At 31.5% G+C, this 13,206-nt stretch carries 17 protein-coding genes; 16 read left to right on the top strand and 1 reads right to left on the bottom strand.

What is annotated here, in order from left to right:
- The first annotated feature begins 14 nt into the window (after positions 1–14).
- The 6 genes from bhDAH_RS06345 to bhDAH_RS06320 all read left to right on the top strand — a co-directional run bounded on the left by bhDAH_RS06345 (position 15) and on the right by bhDAH_RS06320 (position 5,892).
- Positions 15–1,616 (top strand): Mlp family lipoprotein, encoded by a 1,602-nt coding sequence (locus tag bhDAH_RS06345; RefSeq protein ID WP_062705920.1) that lies wholly within the window; start codon positions 15–17, stop codon positions 1,614–1,616.
- A 246-nt stretch (positions 1,617–1,862) separates the two neighbouring features.
- Positions 1,863–3,047, top strand: a complete 1,185-nt coding sequence (locus bhDAH_RS06340) for a hypothetical protein (RefSeq protein WP_020732457.1) — start codon at positions 1,863–1,865, stop codon at positions 3,045–3,047.
- Between the two features lie 292 nt (positions 3,048–3,339).
- The gene (locus bhDAH_RS06335) at positions 3,340–3,894 is read left to right on the top strand and encodes a hypothetical protein (RefSeq protein ID WP_020732455.1); all 555 of its coding nucleotides are present in this window, start codon (positions 3,340–3,342) and stop codon (positions 3,892–3,894) included.
- 50 nt (positions 3,895–3,944) lie between these two features.
- Complete coding sequence (locus tag bhDAH_RS06330; RefSeq protein ID WP_020732454.1) at positions 3,945–4,544, top strand: hypothetical protein; 600 nt, start codon at positions 3,945–3,947, stop codon at positions 4,542–4,544.
- 149 nt (positions 4,545–4,693) lie between these two features.
- A complete protein-coding gene (locus tag bhDAH_RS06325; protein WP_020732453.1) occupies positions 4,694–5,239 on the top strand; it encodes a hypothetical protein in 546 nt (181 codons plus the stop codon).
- A 53-nt stretch (positions 5,240–5,292) separates the two neighbouring features.
- A complete protein-coding gene (locus bhDAH_RS06320) occupies positions 5,293–5,892 on the top strand; it encodes a hypothetical protein (RefSeq protein WP_020732452.1) in 600 nt (199 codons plus the stop codon).
- Positions 5,893–5,894: 2 nt separating this feature from the next.
- Here the strand turns inward: bhDAH_RS06320 and bdr are convergent, their stop codons facing one another.
- Positions 5,895–6,440, bottom strand: a complete 546-nt coding sequence (gene bdr, locus bhDAH_RS06315) for a Bdr family repetitive protein (protein ID WP_062705917.1) — start codon at positions 6,438–6,440, stop codon at positions 5,895–5,897.
- A 489-nt stretch (positions 6,441–6,929) separates the two neighbouring features.
- On the opposite strand from bdr, the gene bhDAH_RS06310 reads away from it, so the two are divergent.
- The 10 genes from bhDAH_RS06310 to bhDAH_RS06265 all read left to right on the top strand — a co-directional run bounded on the left by bhDAH_RS06310 (position 6,930) and on the right by bhDAH_RS06265 (position 13,161).
- Positions 6,930–7,448 (top strand): hypothetical protein, encoded by a 519-nt coding sequence (locus bhDAH_RS06310; protein WP_149029006.1) that lies wholly within the window; start codon positions 6,930–6,932, stop codon positions 7,446–7,448.
- Positions 7,449–7,499: 51 nt separating this feature from the next.
- A complete protein-coding gene (locus bhDAH_RS06305) occupies positions 7,500–8,090 on the top strand; it encodes a hypothetical protein (protein ID WP_020732449.1) in 591 nt (196 codons plus the stop codon).
- A gap of 122 nt (positions 8,091–8,212) precedes the next feature.
- Entirely contained in the window at positions 8,213–8,737 is a 525-nt protein-coding gene (locus bhDAH_RS06300) for a hypothetical protein (RefSeq protein WP_020732448.1), read from the top strand.
- Positions 8,738–8,808: 71 nt separating this feature from the next.
- Positions 8,809–9,063, top strand: a complete 255-nt coding sequence (locus tag bhDAH_RS06295) for a hypothetical protein (protein ID WP_020732447.1) — start codon at positions 8,809–8,811, stop codon at positions 9,061–9,063.
- 175 nt (positions 9,064–9,238) lie between these two features.
- Positions 9,239–9,766 (top strand): hypothetical protein, encoded by a 528-nt coding sequence (locus bhDAH_RS06290; RefSeq protein ID WP_020732446.1) that lies wholly within the window; start codon positions 9,239–9,241, stop codon positions 9,764–9,766.
- Positions 9,767–9,868: 102 nt separating this feature from the next.
- Positions 9,869–10,468, top strand: coding sequence for a hypothetical protein (locus tag bhDAH_RS06285; RefSeq protein WP_020732445.1), 600 nt, complete (start codon positions 9,869–9,871; stop codon positions 10,466–10,468).
- A gap of 125 nt (positions 10,469–10,593) precedes the next feature.
- A complete protein-coding gene (locus tag bhDAH_RS06280; protein WP_020732444.1) occupies positions 10,594–11,121 on the top strand; it encodes a hypothetical protein in 528 nt (175 codons plus the stop codon).
- 87 nt (positions 11,122–11,208) lie between these two features.
- A complete protein-coding gene (locus bhDAH_RS06275; protein ID WP_020732443.1) occupies positions 11,209–11,808 on the top strand; it encodes a hypothetical protein in 600 nt (199 codons plus the stop codon).
- Between the two features lie 122 nt (positions 11,809–11,930).
- Entirely contained in the window at positions 11,931–12,461 is a 531-nt protein-coding gene (locus bhDAH_RS06270) for a hypothetical protein (protein ID WP_020732442.1), read from the top strand.
- Positions 12,462–12,543: 82 nt separating this feature from the next.
- A complete protein-coding gene (locus bhDAH_RS06265) occupies positions 12,544–13,161 on the top strand; it encodes a hypothetical protein (protein ID WP_020732441.1) in 618 nt (205 codons plus the stop codon).
- Positions 13,162–13,206: the final 45 nt, after the last annotated feature.

The following is a 13,206-nucleotide window of genomic DNA, read 5'->3' as shown; positions in this document are numbered from 1 at the left end:
ATAGGAGGATGGATATGAGGAATCTTGGTATTGTTATTATTTTAAGTGCATTTACCTTGAGTTGCAAATTCTATCATGCTGTAAGTGAGAGTAACTGGGAGATTGATGAGCCTGGATCTGTTCAAGATATAAGAAATTCTGTTGCTTCTGAGCTTCAAAAGCCAGAGAATATTGGCCAAAGGGGCAAATCTGTTGGTAAGGAAGTAGGGAAAGATGCTGCTGCTAGTGGCGAGGGGGCAGTAGTTGCTGTTGGTTCTAAGAAAAATACTCTGCAAAACTCAGAAAATTCTTCTCAAGAAGGAGCTGGTAGTGCTTTGCAAAAACCAGGGGATTCTCCTCAAAAAGGCGTTGCTTCCCAAGAAGGAACTAATGGTGCTCTTCAAGGAGTTGTAGCTGCTGGTGGAGTTTCAGTTGGTGGTTCTGGAGTAGGAGCTGCTGCTTCTGATGGAAATTCATCTAGTAGTCAAGAAGCAGAATCTGTTGATTTGAAAAATGTTTTAGCTGATAGTCATGGAGTTGGTGCTTCTAATTTAAATATTAAAGCCGAGGGTGATATTTCTACTGGTCATGGAACAGAAGGAGTTATTGCTAGTGGAGATTTAACCAATACTATTATTACTAGTGGCGTTACTGCTGCTGCAAGTCCGGCAATAGTATCTGGAGATGAGAGGGGAGTTGCTGCTATTAAAGATTCGATTGCTGTTGTCTTAGAGACACAAAAAGAGACAGAAAAAGAGACAGAAAATGTTAAGTTCGCTGTCCTGGGTACAGTAAAAAAAATTGTGGACGGTGTTGCTGATGGGATTGCTAATGTAATTGAGTATGGACTTGAGAATGGGATTGATAACAAAGTTAAGGATGGAATTAAGACCGCTAGCAAGGGAGCAGAGACTTTTGTTACAGCCGCTATGCAAGGAGCAGGAGCTGTTCTTGGTTCTCTCCAAGATGTAGGGAATTTTGTAATGGATGCTACTCTTAGCATGGGAGATATGTTTGCTGGTATTAAGTCTGATTCTGATGTTTCGAGTGCAAACAGCGGTATGACTGTAAACAGCGGTATGACTGTAAGTTTAAGTTCTAATGAGACTCAGGTAATTGGTCATTTAGAAGAATATCTTAAAAGCGCTATTAAGGTTAATGGAAATGAAAGTTCTAGGCAGAGTAAATTAGAGAATGGACGTCAAAAATTCTTTGCATGGTTGAGAGAAAAGGATACTGATTTTTCCAAGAGAAAAGAATTAGTGCAAGCGATGCAGAGAGTGTATAATTTCATCAAAGAAAAGAGTTCCAACTCAAGAGAGCTTCAGACTTGGGTTTTAGGTGTTGTTGGAGATGATGATACTGTTGTTGACGTTGATAGAGATGATGAGTTAAATAGTGATGTGGAGATAGACTTTTTAATAAAGAAAACCCTTAGCTCTAGAGATTATAGTGGGTTTGCTGTGAGTTTATTGTTCCAAGCATTAGCAGATACTCTTTATGATGCTGAGAATGATCGTGATAAACCTGAGGAGCAAATATTTAAGGATCTAAAAGCGGTATTTTCTGATAATGCTGGTGAAGATAAGGGATTTGGAGAGTTTAAATCCATAATTGAAGATAAAAGTCAAGCTTGAGAATTAATGTGATTAATGTAATTTTAAGGATTTATCTTAAAGCCCGCAAGCTTTAGGGTAAGTCCTTATTTAATTTTAATTAAATTTTTAAAGTGTATATGCATACGTACATTTATACTGTCTATTATCTTACGATATTTTTGATAATAACTTGAATTATTAATTTAAATCTAAATTTATTGATGTATATTATTAATTTAATATTTAAAAATTGGTGATATTTAGAATTTGATAAGGAGGAAAAGTGTGAAAATTTCAAAAATTTTTGTTGTGCTTTTAAGCGTTTTGGCATTTAGTTGTAATCTGTCTGACTTGCTTGGTAGAGATGGCCTTGATGGTCAGGGCGGAGGAATAGAGGCTCTTATTAAAGGTGGTCTGATGGCTGCTAAGCAAGGTGCAGATTATCTTGTAGATGTTCTTAAAGGCGAATATGAATATGCTTATGTTGATGAGGATGGCAACGTTGTTTATGTAGACTATGATGATGTTGTTGATTATGAGCTAGAAGTTGTTAATGAGCTTGAGGATAAAGGTGGAGTTGATGTGTCTGCTGGTGGAGTAGTTGTTGCTAAGCCTGGTGAGTTGTCTGGTAGTGGGGACGTAAAAGTTGCTAGTATACCTGCTGAGAACCAAGAAGCTGTAACTGTTCAAGCAACAGAAGTTGAGCAGAAGGAGCCAAGCAAAGAAGTAGATAAAAAAGTAGATAGAAAAGCAGATAAACAACAAAAGCGTCGAAATAAAAATAGAACTACTACTAGTCAAACTAGATGGAACCCAAGAGGTCCTGTATCTTCTATTTTGGGAACAAGGGTTGCTTATTCTTATGTGTCTTCTAGTCCTAGGTCTGTTAGCTGTAGGTCAACTTATGGCAGTGGCGGTTCGGTTATAGTTATTACTGATGAAGAGAAAAAATTATTTGGGTATTTAGAGAAGTATCTTGAAGATGCTATTAAAGTTAATGGTAGATCAACTTCTGAGCAAAAAAAATTTGAGACCGTACGCGAAAAATTCTTTAATTGGTTAAAAAGAAATGATTCTACTTCTTCTTTTAGAAGAATAGAATTGGCACGAGCTATGAAGAAGGTATTTGATTTGATAAAATCAAATGCTAGAAGTTCACAAGAGATTCAAAATTGGATTAGTCAGGGTAAAGATAATGAGCTTTTAAGTCAAGCTGGAATTAGTTCTGTTAGCGATCTAAGTAGTAATGCTGCGGTAGACGCTTTAATTAGGTGTTCAGTTAGTTCTAGACACTATAGTGGGACTTCTTTAAGTCTATTTTTCCAAAGCTTAGCAGATATTTTTGCAAATGGTAATGATTACAGTGATGATTCTTTTGATTGGATATTTAGACAGATGAAATCAGCGTTTAAGGGTAATTCTAATCTTAGTGATGATTTTCGTGCATTAAGTTCCAAAGTTAAGGGATAGATTTAGTTAAATATTAGTATGTTTTACCCTAAAGCTTATAAGCTTTAGGGTAAATTTATTTTTGCCCGTTTAATTTAATTAGTTTATTTGTTTGTTTTCCAAGCAACTTTTGAAGTTTGATCTATTGATCTATTTAAAATCTAGATTGATGGTTAGTGGTATTATAAGGTTGATTAATGTCCATTTAGGCATGGACTTGAATATTCATTTATTTATTCATTTATGTTATTATCAATGTTATTATCAATGTTATTGTTGATAAAAATTTAATCTTTTAGGGGAGTATTTAATTATGATAGCAGAGAAATTCTTTTTAAGATTATTATTTACAGTCAGTTTCCTCGTATTTTGTTTTTATAATACTTTCGCTAAAGAATCTGAGCAGTTTACAGCGTCTTATTTCAGCAATAAAAGTGGTACAGGTGGTTTTGCATTGAATTTGATTAATGATGATGGTGCTATGCTTGTAGTTAGTTATAATTCTTATTTGGGTGGTTCTGTAAAGGTATATCTTGATCTTAAAAGTGATCGTGAAATTTATCTAAAGACGATTAAATTAAATGAAAATGATGTCTGTATGTACGATATATTTACCTTGGATAGGTTAATGAAGATGTCTAATCGGGATAGAATGTGGGGCAATGGTTTTGATCTTAATTTTCATAGCTGCAAGCCAGAGTGGAGAGAACTGATTAAAAAAGCTAAGGGTGACTTAAAATTTAATGTTGAGTGTGTTGAGGCTGAGGGTAAACTTGAGCGGAAGTATACTTTTAAAGTTAGTGCAGCAAATTTGAGTAAATTGATTGATCTAATAGAACAGGTGCATGGTTTTGAATTATTACCGTAGTCATTTATCTTAAGGTTATCTTAAAAATTGTTATCTTTAAGGAGGCATATATGTTTATTCAGGTTATTGCTAGAGTATTAATGTATTTTCAATTTTATGTGTTGGGTGTATTTTTGCTTGGGGCTAAGCTCGAATCATCTTGTGAGAGTAAATATTTTTGTAGCAAGCGATATTCTGAAGAATTTAAGTCTGGTAGCATAAGGAGTATTTCTTTTAAGAGAGGGGATCTCTCAAAGTCTTATAGGGAAGAGATAAAGACAATGCGTAATGAAGAGTATAGAAAAGCAATTGAAGAGGGTTATCCAGCTTATTATTTAGAGTTTGAAATAGTTAGTGAACCGCGGGCAATTAATTTTAAGAAGGTTATTTTTGATGGTGCAGAAGCAGAAGTATCTATATTTGATCTTTATGAACCTAGTGCGCAACTTGCTAGTATTAAAGATTTTCAGATGGGAGAGCCTGATGTTAATAAAAGATTTTTAAACCTTATTTTTCCAATACCAGTGCATAATACTTTTACTATTGTTCTTAAAAAGAGATTTATTGATAAGCTTAAAAAGAGAGACAAAATTAAAATTACTCTGACTTCTCATTATGATAAAGAGTTTGTTTTCGAGACTTATAATTTTATCAAAAAATATGGCTTTTAAAGTTAGATATTCATTGTTGTAGGAATTTTATAAATTCAGATTAATATTTAAAGGTTTTAAGTAAGGTTGATTAATGCCTGTTTTGGGTATAGACTTGAGGCATATATATATTATTGATGAAAAATTTAATTTTAGGAGAGTCTTTAATTATGGTAGGAGAAAAACTTTTTTTTAAATTATTATTTATAGTCAGTTTATTTGTATTTTGTGATTTGTTTGCAAAAGAGTCTGAGGAGCTTAAAGTACATTATTCAGGCAATAGCGATAGATCAGGCGAAATTTACTTAGGTTTAACTAATGATGATAATTTTCTTTCAATGCATTATTCTAATTATACTGGATATGTGCATGTAAATTTTGGGCTTAAGAGTGATAGTGAGATTAAGTTAAAGACAATCGACTTAATGGGAAGCATTGTTCATATTAATAGGTCTGCCGATGAGGGGGTGATTGATATGAACAATCGGGATGGAAAATGGGGTTTGGAGAGAGGGTTATTTTATTTCGGTAAATTCTCGTCAGAGTGGAGAGAACTTATAAGGCAAGCTAAGGATTCTGACTTACAATTTTGCGTTACTTGCATTGAATCTGAGAATAGGCTTTTAAGGAAATATTACTTTAAAGTTAGTGCAGTAAATTTGAGCAGATTTGTTGATTTGTTAGAGCAAGTAGCTAGTTTTGAAGCATCACAGTAGTCATTTATCTTAAAGTTGTTATCTTAAAAATTGTTATCTTTAAGGAGGCAGATATGTTTATTAAGGCTACTAAGGTAATTTGCCGTTTATGTTTATTGTGCTTAATAGGTGTATTTTTGCTTGGGGTTAAGCTTGAATCATCTTGTAGAGATGATTCTTATTGTAACAGGGAATATTCAAAAGAGTTTAACTTTGGTAGCATAAGGCGTATTGTTTTTACTGAAGAGGACCTTGCGGGGTCTTTTAGGGAAAAGATAAAGAGAATGAGTGATGGGGGGTATAAAAGTGCAATGCTAAAGGGTTACCCATCTTATTATTTAAAGTTTGAAATAGTTGATGGGCCGCGGGCAGTTAATTTTAAGAAGGTTATTTTTGATGGCGTAGAAGCAGAAGTATCCATATTTCATCTTTATGAACCTAATTCTGAATTTGCTATGATTAAAGATTTTCAGATGGGACGTCCTGATGAGAATCCGAAATTTTTAAAAGTTATCTTTCCAACACCAGTGTATAATACTTTTATTATTACTCTTAGCAGGCGATTTGTTGATAAGCTTAAAGCTAGAGATAGACTTAAAATTACTCTAACAACACATTATGATAAGGAGTTTGTTTTAGAGACTGATAATTTCATTAGAAAATATGAATTTTAAGTTTACTTACTTAACATTGATATTAATGCTAAGATTATTCCTATATTAAGCGTAATAATAGTTCCAAACATCCAATTATGTAATCTTGATGTACTTTTATATTCCATTTTATTAATGTCTATTTTGTTATCAAGTTCATTAAATTTAGTATCTATTTTATTATCAAGTTCATTAAATTTAGTATCAATCTTTACATTTAGATTATTCTCAACAGTATCTATTTTATTATCGAGTTCATTAAATTTAGTATCAATCTTTACATTTAGATTATTCTCAACAGTATCTATTTTATTATCGAGTTCATTAAATTTAATATCTATTCTGTTATTAAGTTCAGTTTTAACGGATATAATCTCAGATTTTAGGCTACGTTCTAACATTTCGAGTTTTAAGTTAAAATTGTTCTCTAAATACTCAATATCTTTGTAAGTAAGCTCATTACGATAATATCTATAAGAAAGATCAGCAGCAATGTCTCTGTTTATTCCAGCTTTAGTAAGTTCTGCTATAACCATTTGTTGAGTAATTACTGGTTGCGCGTGTCCCATAAGAATCTCCTTATATAATTATTATATAGTATCTTAAGTGTTATAGGAACCTTTACCTTAGTAAAATGTGCTTTAATCATGTGTACCTAGAGTTAAGAGCGCTATGCGTTTAGTAAGTCAATGGGTCTTATCATTTCCTTTGTGCTTATAAATGATATAGAGCAGACTTACTGCTGAAATCTAGGATACTTAAGAGCTTGCAAAAGGTCCTATTAGCGTAGCAATTCTAGTAAATTTATTACTTACAAGTTTAATTGGGCAATCCTAATTATGCTGCATTTTTGTTTTAAGTTTAAGGTTTAATTTTGTTAAAGCTTTATGTTTATTAAAGCCAGATATTTATTATTGTAGGAATTATTGTAGGAATTCTATAAATTCAGATTAATATTTAAAGGTTTTGAGTAAGGTTGATTAATGCCTGTTTTGGGTATAGACTTAAGCATATATGTATTATTGATGAAAAATTTAATTTTAGGGGAGTATTTAATTATGAAAGCATATAAGCTCTTTTTAAAATTATTATTTATAGTTAACTTATTTGTGTTTTGTGATATTTTTGCAAAAGAATCCTTTAAAATACGTTATTCAAGCAATAGTAAGGGCTTAGGTGTCGTTAAATTATATTTGTTTAGTGATTATAATTTGTTTTCAATTTATGTTGGTGCCGATGATATAAGGATAAGGCTTGAGCTTATAAGTGATCGTGCGATTAAATTAAAGTCGATCGATTTAATGGGAAGTGTTTTCCATGTGGGCTACAAATCTACTATGGATGAGCTAGTTACTATGTATAATCAGGATGGAAGATGGATTACTTGGGGGGGGATTGTTGTTCATTTGGCTAGCCACAAGTCAGAGTGGAGAGAATTTATAAGGCAAGCTAATGGAGAAGACTTACAATTTTGTGTTGTTTGCATTGAAGTTGAGCGTATGATTGAGCGGGAGTATTACTTTAAAGTTAGTGCAGAAAGTTTGAGTAATGTGCTTTATATCTCAGAATTATTATAATAATTAATTGTCCCTTAAATATATTGATAATATATTGTCGTGGAGGCATATATGGTTACTAAGGTAATGTGTCGTTTATGTGTGTTGTGCTTGATAGGTGTATTTTTGCTTGGAGCAAATGCGGAGTCATCTTGTGAGGGTGAATCTTATTGTCGCAGGGAATATTCTAAAGAGTTTAATTTTGGTAGCATAAGGCGTATCATTTTTATGAAAGAGAGCCTCTCAGAGTCTTATAAAGAAGAAATAAATGCAATGCGTGATGAGAGGTTTAAAAATGTAATGCTAAAGGGTTATCCAGCTTATTATTTATCATTTGAAATAGTTGGTGAACCGCGAGCAATTAATTTTAAGAAGGTTATTTTTGATGGTGTAGAAGCAGAAGTATCAATATTTAATCTTTATGAGCCTAATTTTGAACTTGCTAGAATTAAAGATTTTCAGATGGGAAGACCTGATGTTAATCCGAAATTTTTAAACCTTATCTTTCCAGCACCAGTGCGTAATACTTTCACTATTGTCCTTAAGCAGAGATTTATTGATAAGCTTAAAGCTAAAGATAGACTTAAAATTACTCTAATCACTCATTATGATAAGGAATTTGTTTTAGAGACAGATAATTTTATTAGAGAATATGCAATTTAAGGCTTTAAGCTTTAAATTGGAAATTAATATTGGCATATATATTAATATATATTTTAGTAAAACATTAATGTTATATTAATATTTTATTAATGAAAATTTAATTTTAGGGGGGGTATTTAATTATGAAAGTATATAAACTCTTTTTAAAATTATTACTAGCAGTCAGTTTATTTGTATTTTATGATTTGTTTGCAAAAGAGTCTGAGGAATTTAAAGTAGTTTATGGAAGCAATCAGCATGGATTAGGCATTATTACATTGAATTTGACTGATGATGATGGTAATGTATTTGCAATCAGTTATGATAGTTATTTTAATGATATAAACGTATCTCTTGATCTTAAAAGTGATTGTGCAATGCAACTAAAGAAGATTGACTTAGATGGAAAGTTTCTCTATTTTTACATGAAGAGTAGCGTCATTAATGGGTTTCTTGAGAATGGGAAATGGAGTAGTAGTGTTGATCAGTTTGATTTTAGGCATTGCAAGCCAGAGTGGAGAGAACTGATTAAGAAAGCTAAGGGTGACTTAAAATTTAATGTTGAGTGTATTGAAGAGATGGGTAAACTTGAGCGGAAGTATGCTTTTAAAGTCAGTGCAGCAAATTTGAGTCGCTTACTTGATATTTTTGAAGTAGTATATCATTGATATTTTAGGACCTACAGTAGTTATTTATCTTAAGTTTATCTTTAAAAGTTGTTATTTTTAAGGAGGCATATATGTTTACTCAAGTTATTGTGAGGATGTTAATGTATGTTCAATTTTACGTGCTAGGTGTATTTTTGCTTGGAGCTAAGATTGAACCATCTTGTGAGAATAAATATTTTTGTTACAGGCGATATTCTAGGGAGTTTAACTTTGGTAGCATAAGGAGTATTTCTTTTGTAGAAATGGATCTCTTGAAGTCTCGTAGGGAAGAGATAAAGACAATGCGTGATGAAGAGTATAGAAAGATAGACTTAAAATTACTCTAATCACTCATTATGATAAGGAATTTGTTTTAGAGACAGATAATTTTATTAAAGAATATGCAATTTAAGGCTTTAAGCTTTAAATTGGAAATTAATATTGGCATATATATTAATATGTATTTTAGTAAAACATTAATGTTATATTAATGAAAATTTAATTTTAGGGGAGTATTTAATTATGAAAGTATATAAACTCTTTTTAAAATTATTACTAGCAGTCAATTTATTGGTATTTTATGATGTTTGTGCTGTTGAGTCTGAAGAATTTAAAGTAGTGTATGGAAGCAATAAGCCTAGATTAGGCTTTATTACATTAAATTTGACTGATAATGATGGTAATGTATTTGCGGTCAGTTATGATGGTTATTTTTATAAGATAAACATATCTCTTGATCTTAAAAGTGATCGTGCAATGCAACTAAAGAAGATTGACTTAAATGGAAAGTTTCTCTATTTTTACAGGGAGAGTGGCGTCATTGATGAAGCTCTTGATAATGGGAAATGGAGTAGTAGTGTTGATCAATTTAATTTTAAGCATTGCAAGCCAGAGTGGAGAGAACTTATAAGGCAGGCTAATGGAGGAGACTTAAAATTTAATGTTGAGTGTATTGAAGAGATGGGTAAACTTGAGCGGAAGTATGCTTTTAAAGTCAGTGCAGCAAATTTGAGTCGCTTACTTGATATTTTTGAAGTAGTATATTATTGATTTTTTCAAATCATTACAGTAGTTATTTATCTTAAGTTTATCTTTAAGATTGTCATCTTAAAAGTTGTTATTTTAAAAATTGTTATCTTTAAGGAGGCATATATGTTTACTCAAGTGATTGTGAGGATGTTAATGTATGTTCAATTTTACGTGCTAGGTGTATTTTTGCTTGGAGCTAAGATTGAACCATCTTGTGAGAATAAATATTTTTGTTACAGGCGATATTCTAGGGAGTTTAACTTTGGTAGCATAAGGAGTATTTCTTTTGTAGAAATGGATCTCTTGAAGTCTCGTAGGGAAGAGCTAAAGACAATGCGTAATGAAGAGTATAGAAAAGCAATTGAAGAGGGTTATCCAGATTATTCTTTATCGTTTGAAATAGTGGGTGAACCTCGGGCAGTTAATTTTAAAAGTGTTATTTTTGATGGCGTAGAAGCAGAAGTATCAATATTTAATCTTTATGAGCCTAGTGCACAACTTGCTAGCATTAAAGATTTTCAGATGGGAGCGCCTGATGTTAATCCGAAATTTTTAAACCTTATTTTTCCAATACCAGTGCGTAATACTTTTACTATTCATCTTAGAAAGAGGCTTATTGATAAGCTTAAAGCTAAAGATAGACTTAAAATTACTCTAATCACTCATTATGATAAGGAATTTGTTGTAGAGACTGATAATTTTATTAAAGAATATGAATTTTAAGGCTTTAAACTTAAATTTGGGAATTAATATTGGCATGCATGTTAAAATGTATTTAGTAAGACATTAATGTATATATTAAAATACATATTAATGAAAATTTAATTTTAGGGGGAGAGTATTTAATTATGAAAGTATATAAGCTCTTTTTAAAATTATTACTAGCAGTCAGTTTATTTGTATTTTATGATTTGTTTGCAAAAGAGTCTGAGGAGTTTAGGATATATTATTTCAGCAATGAGAATAGATCAGGCGGCATTACATTGAATTTAACTGATGATGATGGTAGTGCGTTTGTAATCGGTTATAACTCTTATGTTGGTGTTGTAAATGTATATCTTGAGCTTAATAATGATCGTGAAATTGAGTTAAAGACAATTGACTTAAATGGAGAGTCGCATTGTATTTACGGGGGGATTTTCAGCTTGTCTGGGATGACTAGTAATCATAAGAATGGAAGATGGTATAGTACTATTGGGATTGATTTTGAGAATTGCAAGTCAGAGTGGAGAGAACTGATTAAGAAAGCTAAGGGTGACTTAAAATTTAATGTTGAGTGTATTGAGGTTGAGGGTAAACTTGAGCGGAAGTATACTTTTAAAGTTAGTGCAGCAAATTTGAGTCGCATGATTGATATTTTCGAAGTAGTATATTGATATTTTAGGACCTACGGCAGTTATTTATTTTAAGTTTATCTTTAAAAGTTGTTATTTTTAAAAGCTGTTATCTTTAAGGAGGCATATATGTTGACTCAGGTTATTGTGAGGATGTTAATGTATGTTCAGTTTTGCGTGTTAGGTGTATTTTTGCTTGGAGCTAAGATTGAACCATCTTGTGAGAATAAATATTTTTGTTACAGGCGATATTCTGAAGAATTTAACTCTGGTAGCCTAAGGAGTATTTCTTTTGTAGAATCGGATCTCTTGAAGTCTCGTAGGGAAAAGATAAATGCAATGAATGATGGGAAGTATAAGAGAGCAATGCTAAAGGGTTATCCAGCTTATTTTTTATCATTTGAAATAGTGTGTGAACCGCGAGCAATTAATTTTAAGAAGGTTATTTTTGATGGTGTAGAAGCAGAAGCATCAGTATTTTATCTTTATTCGCCTAATTTGCAACTTGCTGGAATTAAAGATTTTCAGATGGGATCGCCTGATTCTAATAAAAGATTTTTAGAAATTATTTTTCCGGTTCCGGTGCGTAATACATTCACTATCAGCCTTAGAAGGGGGCTTATTGATAAGCTTAAAGCTAGAGACAGACTTAAAATTACTCTAATAACTCATTATGATAAGGAATTTGTTGTAGAGACTGATAATTTTATTAAGAAATATGAATTTTAAGTTTTAAACTTAAATTTGGGAAATTAATATTGGCATGCATGTTAATGCATATATTAAGATGTATTTTAGTAAAACATTAATGTTGTATTAATGAAAATTTAATTTTAGGGGAGTATTTAATTATGAAAGTATATAAACTCTTTTTAAAATTATTATTTATAGTCAGTTTATTTGTATTTTATGATGTTTGTGCTCTTGAGTCTGAAGAGCTTAGGGTATCTTATTTAAGTAATAAGATACTCTCAGGCAACATTAATCTAAGTTTAACTAATGAGGATAATTTGTTTGAAATTAATTATGATTTTTATAAGAGCTATATGAGCATATTTGTTGCGCTTAAGAGTGATCATGAGATTAAGTTAAAGACAGTCGACTTAATGGGAAGTGTTGTTGATATTGATAGGTTTGCCGATGAAGAGGAAGAGGGAATTGATATGTATAATCGGGATGGAAAATGGACTAGAATTGGTGGGATTTATTTCGATTCTTACAAATTAGAGTGGAGAGAACTTATAAGGAAAGCTAATGGAAGGGACTTAAAATTTAATGTTGAGTGCATTGAACCTATGAGTGGGCTTTCAAGGAAATATACTTTTAAAGTTAGTGTGGCAAATTTTAGGCGCTTTCTTGAGATTTTCGAACCATTACCGTAGTTATTTATCTTAAGTTTATCTTTAAAAGTTGTTATCTTTAAGATTGTTATCTTAAGAATTGTTGTCTTTAAAGGAGGCATATATGTTTACTCAAGTGATTGTGAGAATGTTAATGTATGTTCAATTTTGCATGTTGAGTGTGTTTTTGCTTGGAGCTGAGATTGAATCATTTTGTGAGGGTGGATATTTTTGTTATAGGCGGTATTCTAAAGAGTTTAACTCTGGTAGCATAAAGAGTATTTCTTTTTTAGAATCGGACATGACTGAGTCTTATAGGAAAGAGATAAAGACAAGAGCATACAGCAAGGAATACATAAAATCAGTTGAAGAGGGTTACCCAGCTTATTATTTAAAGTTTGAAATAGTTGATGGGCCGCGAGCAATTAATTTTAAAAGTGTTGTTTTTGATGGTGTAGAAGCCGAAGTATCAATATTTAATCTTTCTGATCCTAGTGTTCAACTTGTTAAAATTAAGGATTTTCAGATGGGAGACTTTAAGATGGGAGACTTTGATGTTAATGTAGGATTTTTACAACATACATTTTCAGTTCCAGTGCATAATACATTCACTATCAGCCTTAGAAGGAGGTTTATTGATAAGCTTAAAGCTAGAGACAGACTTAAAATTACTCTAACTTCTCATTATGATAAGGAGTTTGTTTTAGAGACTGAGAATTTTCTTAAAAAATATGGGTTTTAAGGTTTATTATTGTTTGTTAAATATAAAGCAAAGATGATAAACTTA

This window comes from Borrelia hermsii DAH, from assembly GCF_023035675.1.
GTDB lineage: Bacteria > Spirochaetota > Spirochaetia > Borreliales > Borreliaceae > Borrelia > Borrelia hermsii.
Note: the sequence above shows the minus strand (reverse complement) of the source record. Positions and strands in the feature narration are given on the sequence as shown.

What these genes read in the sequence shown, in the direction of transcription:
- bhDAH_RS06345 (WP_062705920.1), top strand. Translation starts at nt 15, where the DNA reads ATGAGGAATCTTGGTATTGTTATTATTTTAAGTGCATTTACCTTGAGT.
- bhDAH_RS06335 (WP_020732455.1), top strand. Translation starts at nt 3,340, where the DNA reads ATGATAGCAGAGAAATTCTTTTTAAGATTATTATTTACAGTCAGTTTC.
- bhDAH_RS06330 (WP_020732454.1), top strand. Translation starts at nt 3,945, where the DNA reads ATGTTTATTCAGGTTATTGCTAGAGTATTAATGTATTTTCAATTTTAT.
- bhDAH_RS06325 (WP_020732453.1), top strand. Translation starts at nt 4,694, where the DNA reads ATGGTAGGAGAAAAACTTTTTTTTAAATTATTATTTATAGTCAGTTTA.
- bhDAH_RS06320 (WP_020732452.1), top strand. Translation starts at nt 5,293, where the DNA reads ATGTTTATTAAGGCTACTAAGGTAATTTGCCGTTTATGTTTATTGTGC.
- bdr (WP_062705917.1), bottom strand. Translation starts at nt 6,440, where the DNA reads ATGGGACACGCGCAACCAGTAATTACTCAACAAATGGTTATAGCAGAA.
- bhDAH_RS06310 (WP_149029006.1), top strand. Translation starts at nt 6,930, where the DNA reads ATGAAAGCATATAAGCTCTTTTTAAAATTATTATTTATAGTTAACTTA.
- bhDAH_RS06305 (WP_020732449.1), top strand. Translation starts at nt 7,500, where the DNA reads ATGGTTACTAAGGTAATGTGTCGTTTATGTGTGTTGTGCTTGATAGGT.
- bhDAH_RS06300 (WP_020732448.1), top strand. Translation starts at nt 8,213, where the DNA reads ATGAAAGTATATAAACTCTTTTTAAAATTATTACTAGCAGTCAGTTTA.
- bhDAH_RS06295 (WP_020732447.1), top strand. Translation starts at nt 8,809, where the DNA reads ATGTTTACTCAAGTTATTGTGAGGATGTTAATGTATGTTCAATTTTAC.
- bhDAH_RS06290 (WP_020732446.1), top strand. Translation starts at nt 9,239, where the DNA reads ATGAAAGTATATAAACTCTTTTTAAAATTATTACTAGCAGTCAATTTA.
- bhDAH_RS06285 (WP_020732445.1), top strand. Translation starts at nt 9,869, where the DNA reads ATGTTTACTCAAGTGATTGTGAGGATGTTAATGTATGTTCAATTTTAC.
- bhDAH_RS06280 (WP_020732444.1), top strand. Translation starts at nt 10,594, where the DNA reads ATGAAAGTATATAAGCTCTTTTTAAAATTATTACTAGCAGTCAGTTTA.
- bhDAH_RS06275 (WP_020732443.1), top strand. Translation starts at nt 11,209, where the DNA reads ATGTTGACTCAGGTTATTGTGAGGATGTTAATGTATGTTCAGTTTTGC.
- bhDAH_RS06270 (WP_020732442.1), top strand. Translation starts at nt 11,931, where the DNA reads ATGAAAGTATATAAACTCTTTTTAAAATTATTATTTATAGTCAGTTTA.
- bhDAH_RS06265 (WP_020732441.1), top strand. Translation starts at nt 12,544, where the DNA reads ATGTTTACTCAAGTGATTGTGAGAATGTTAATGTATGTTCAATTTTGC.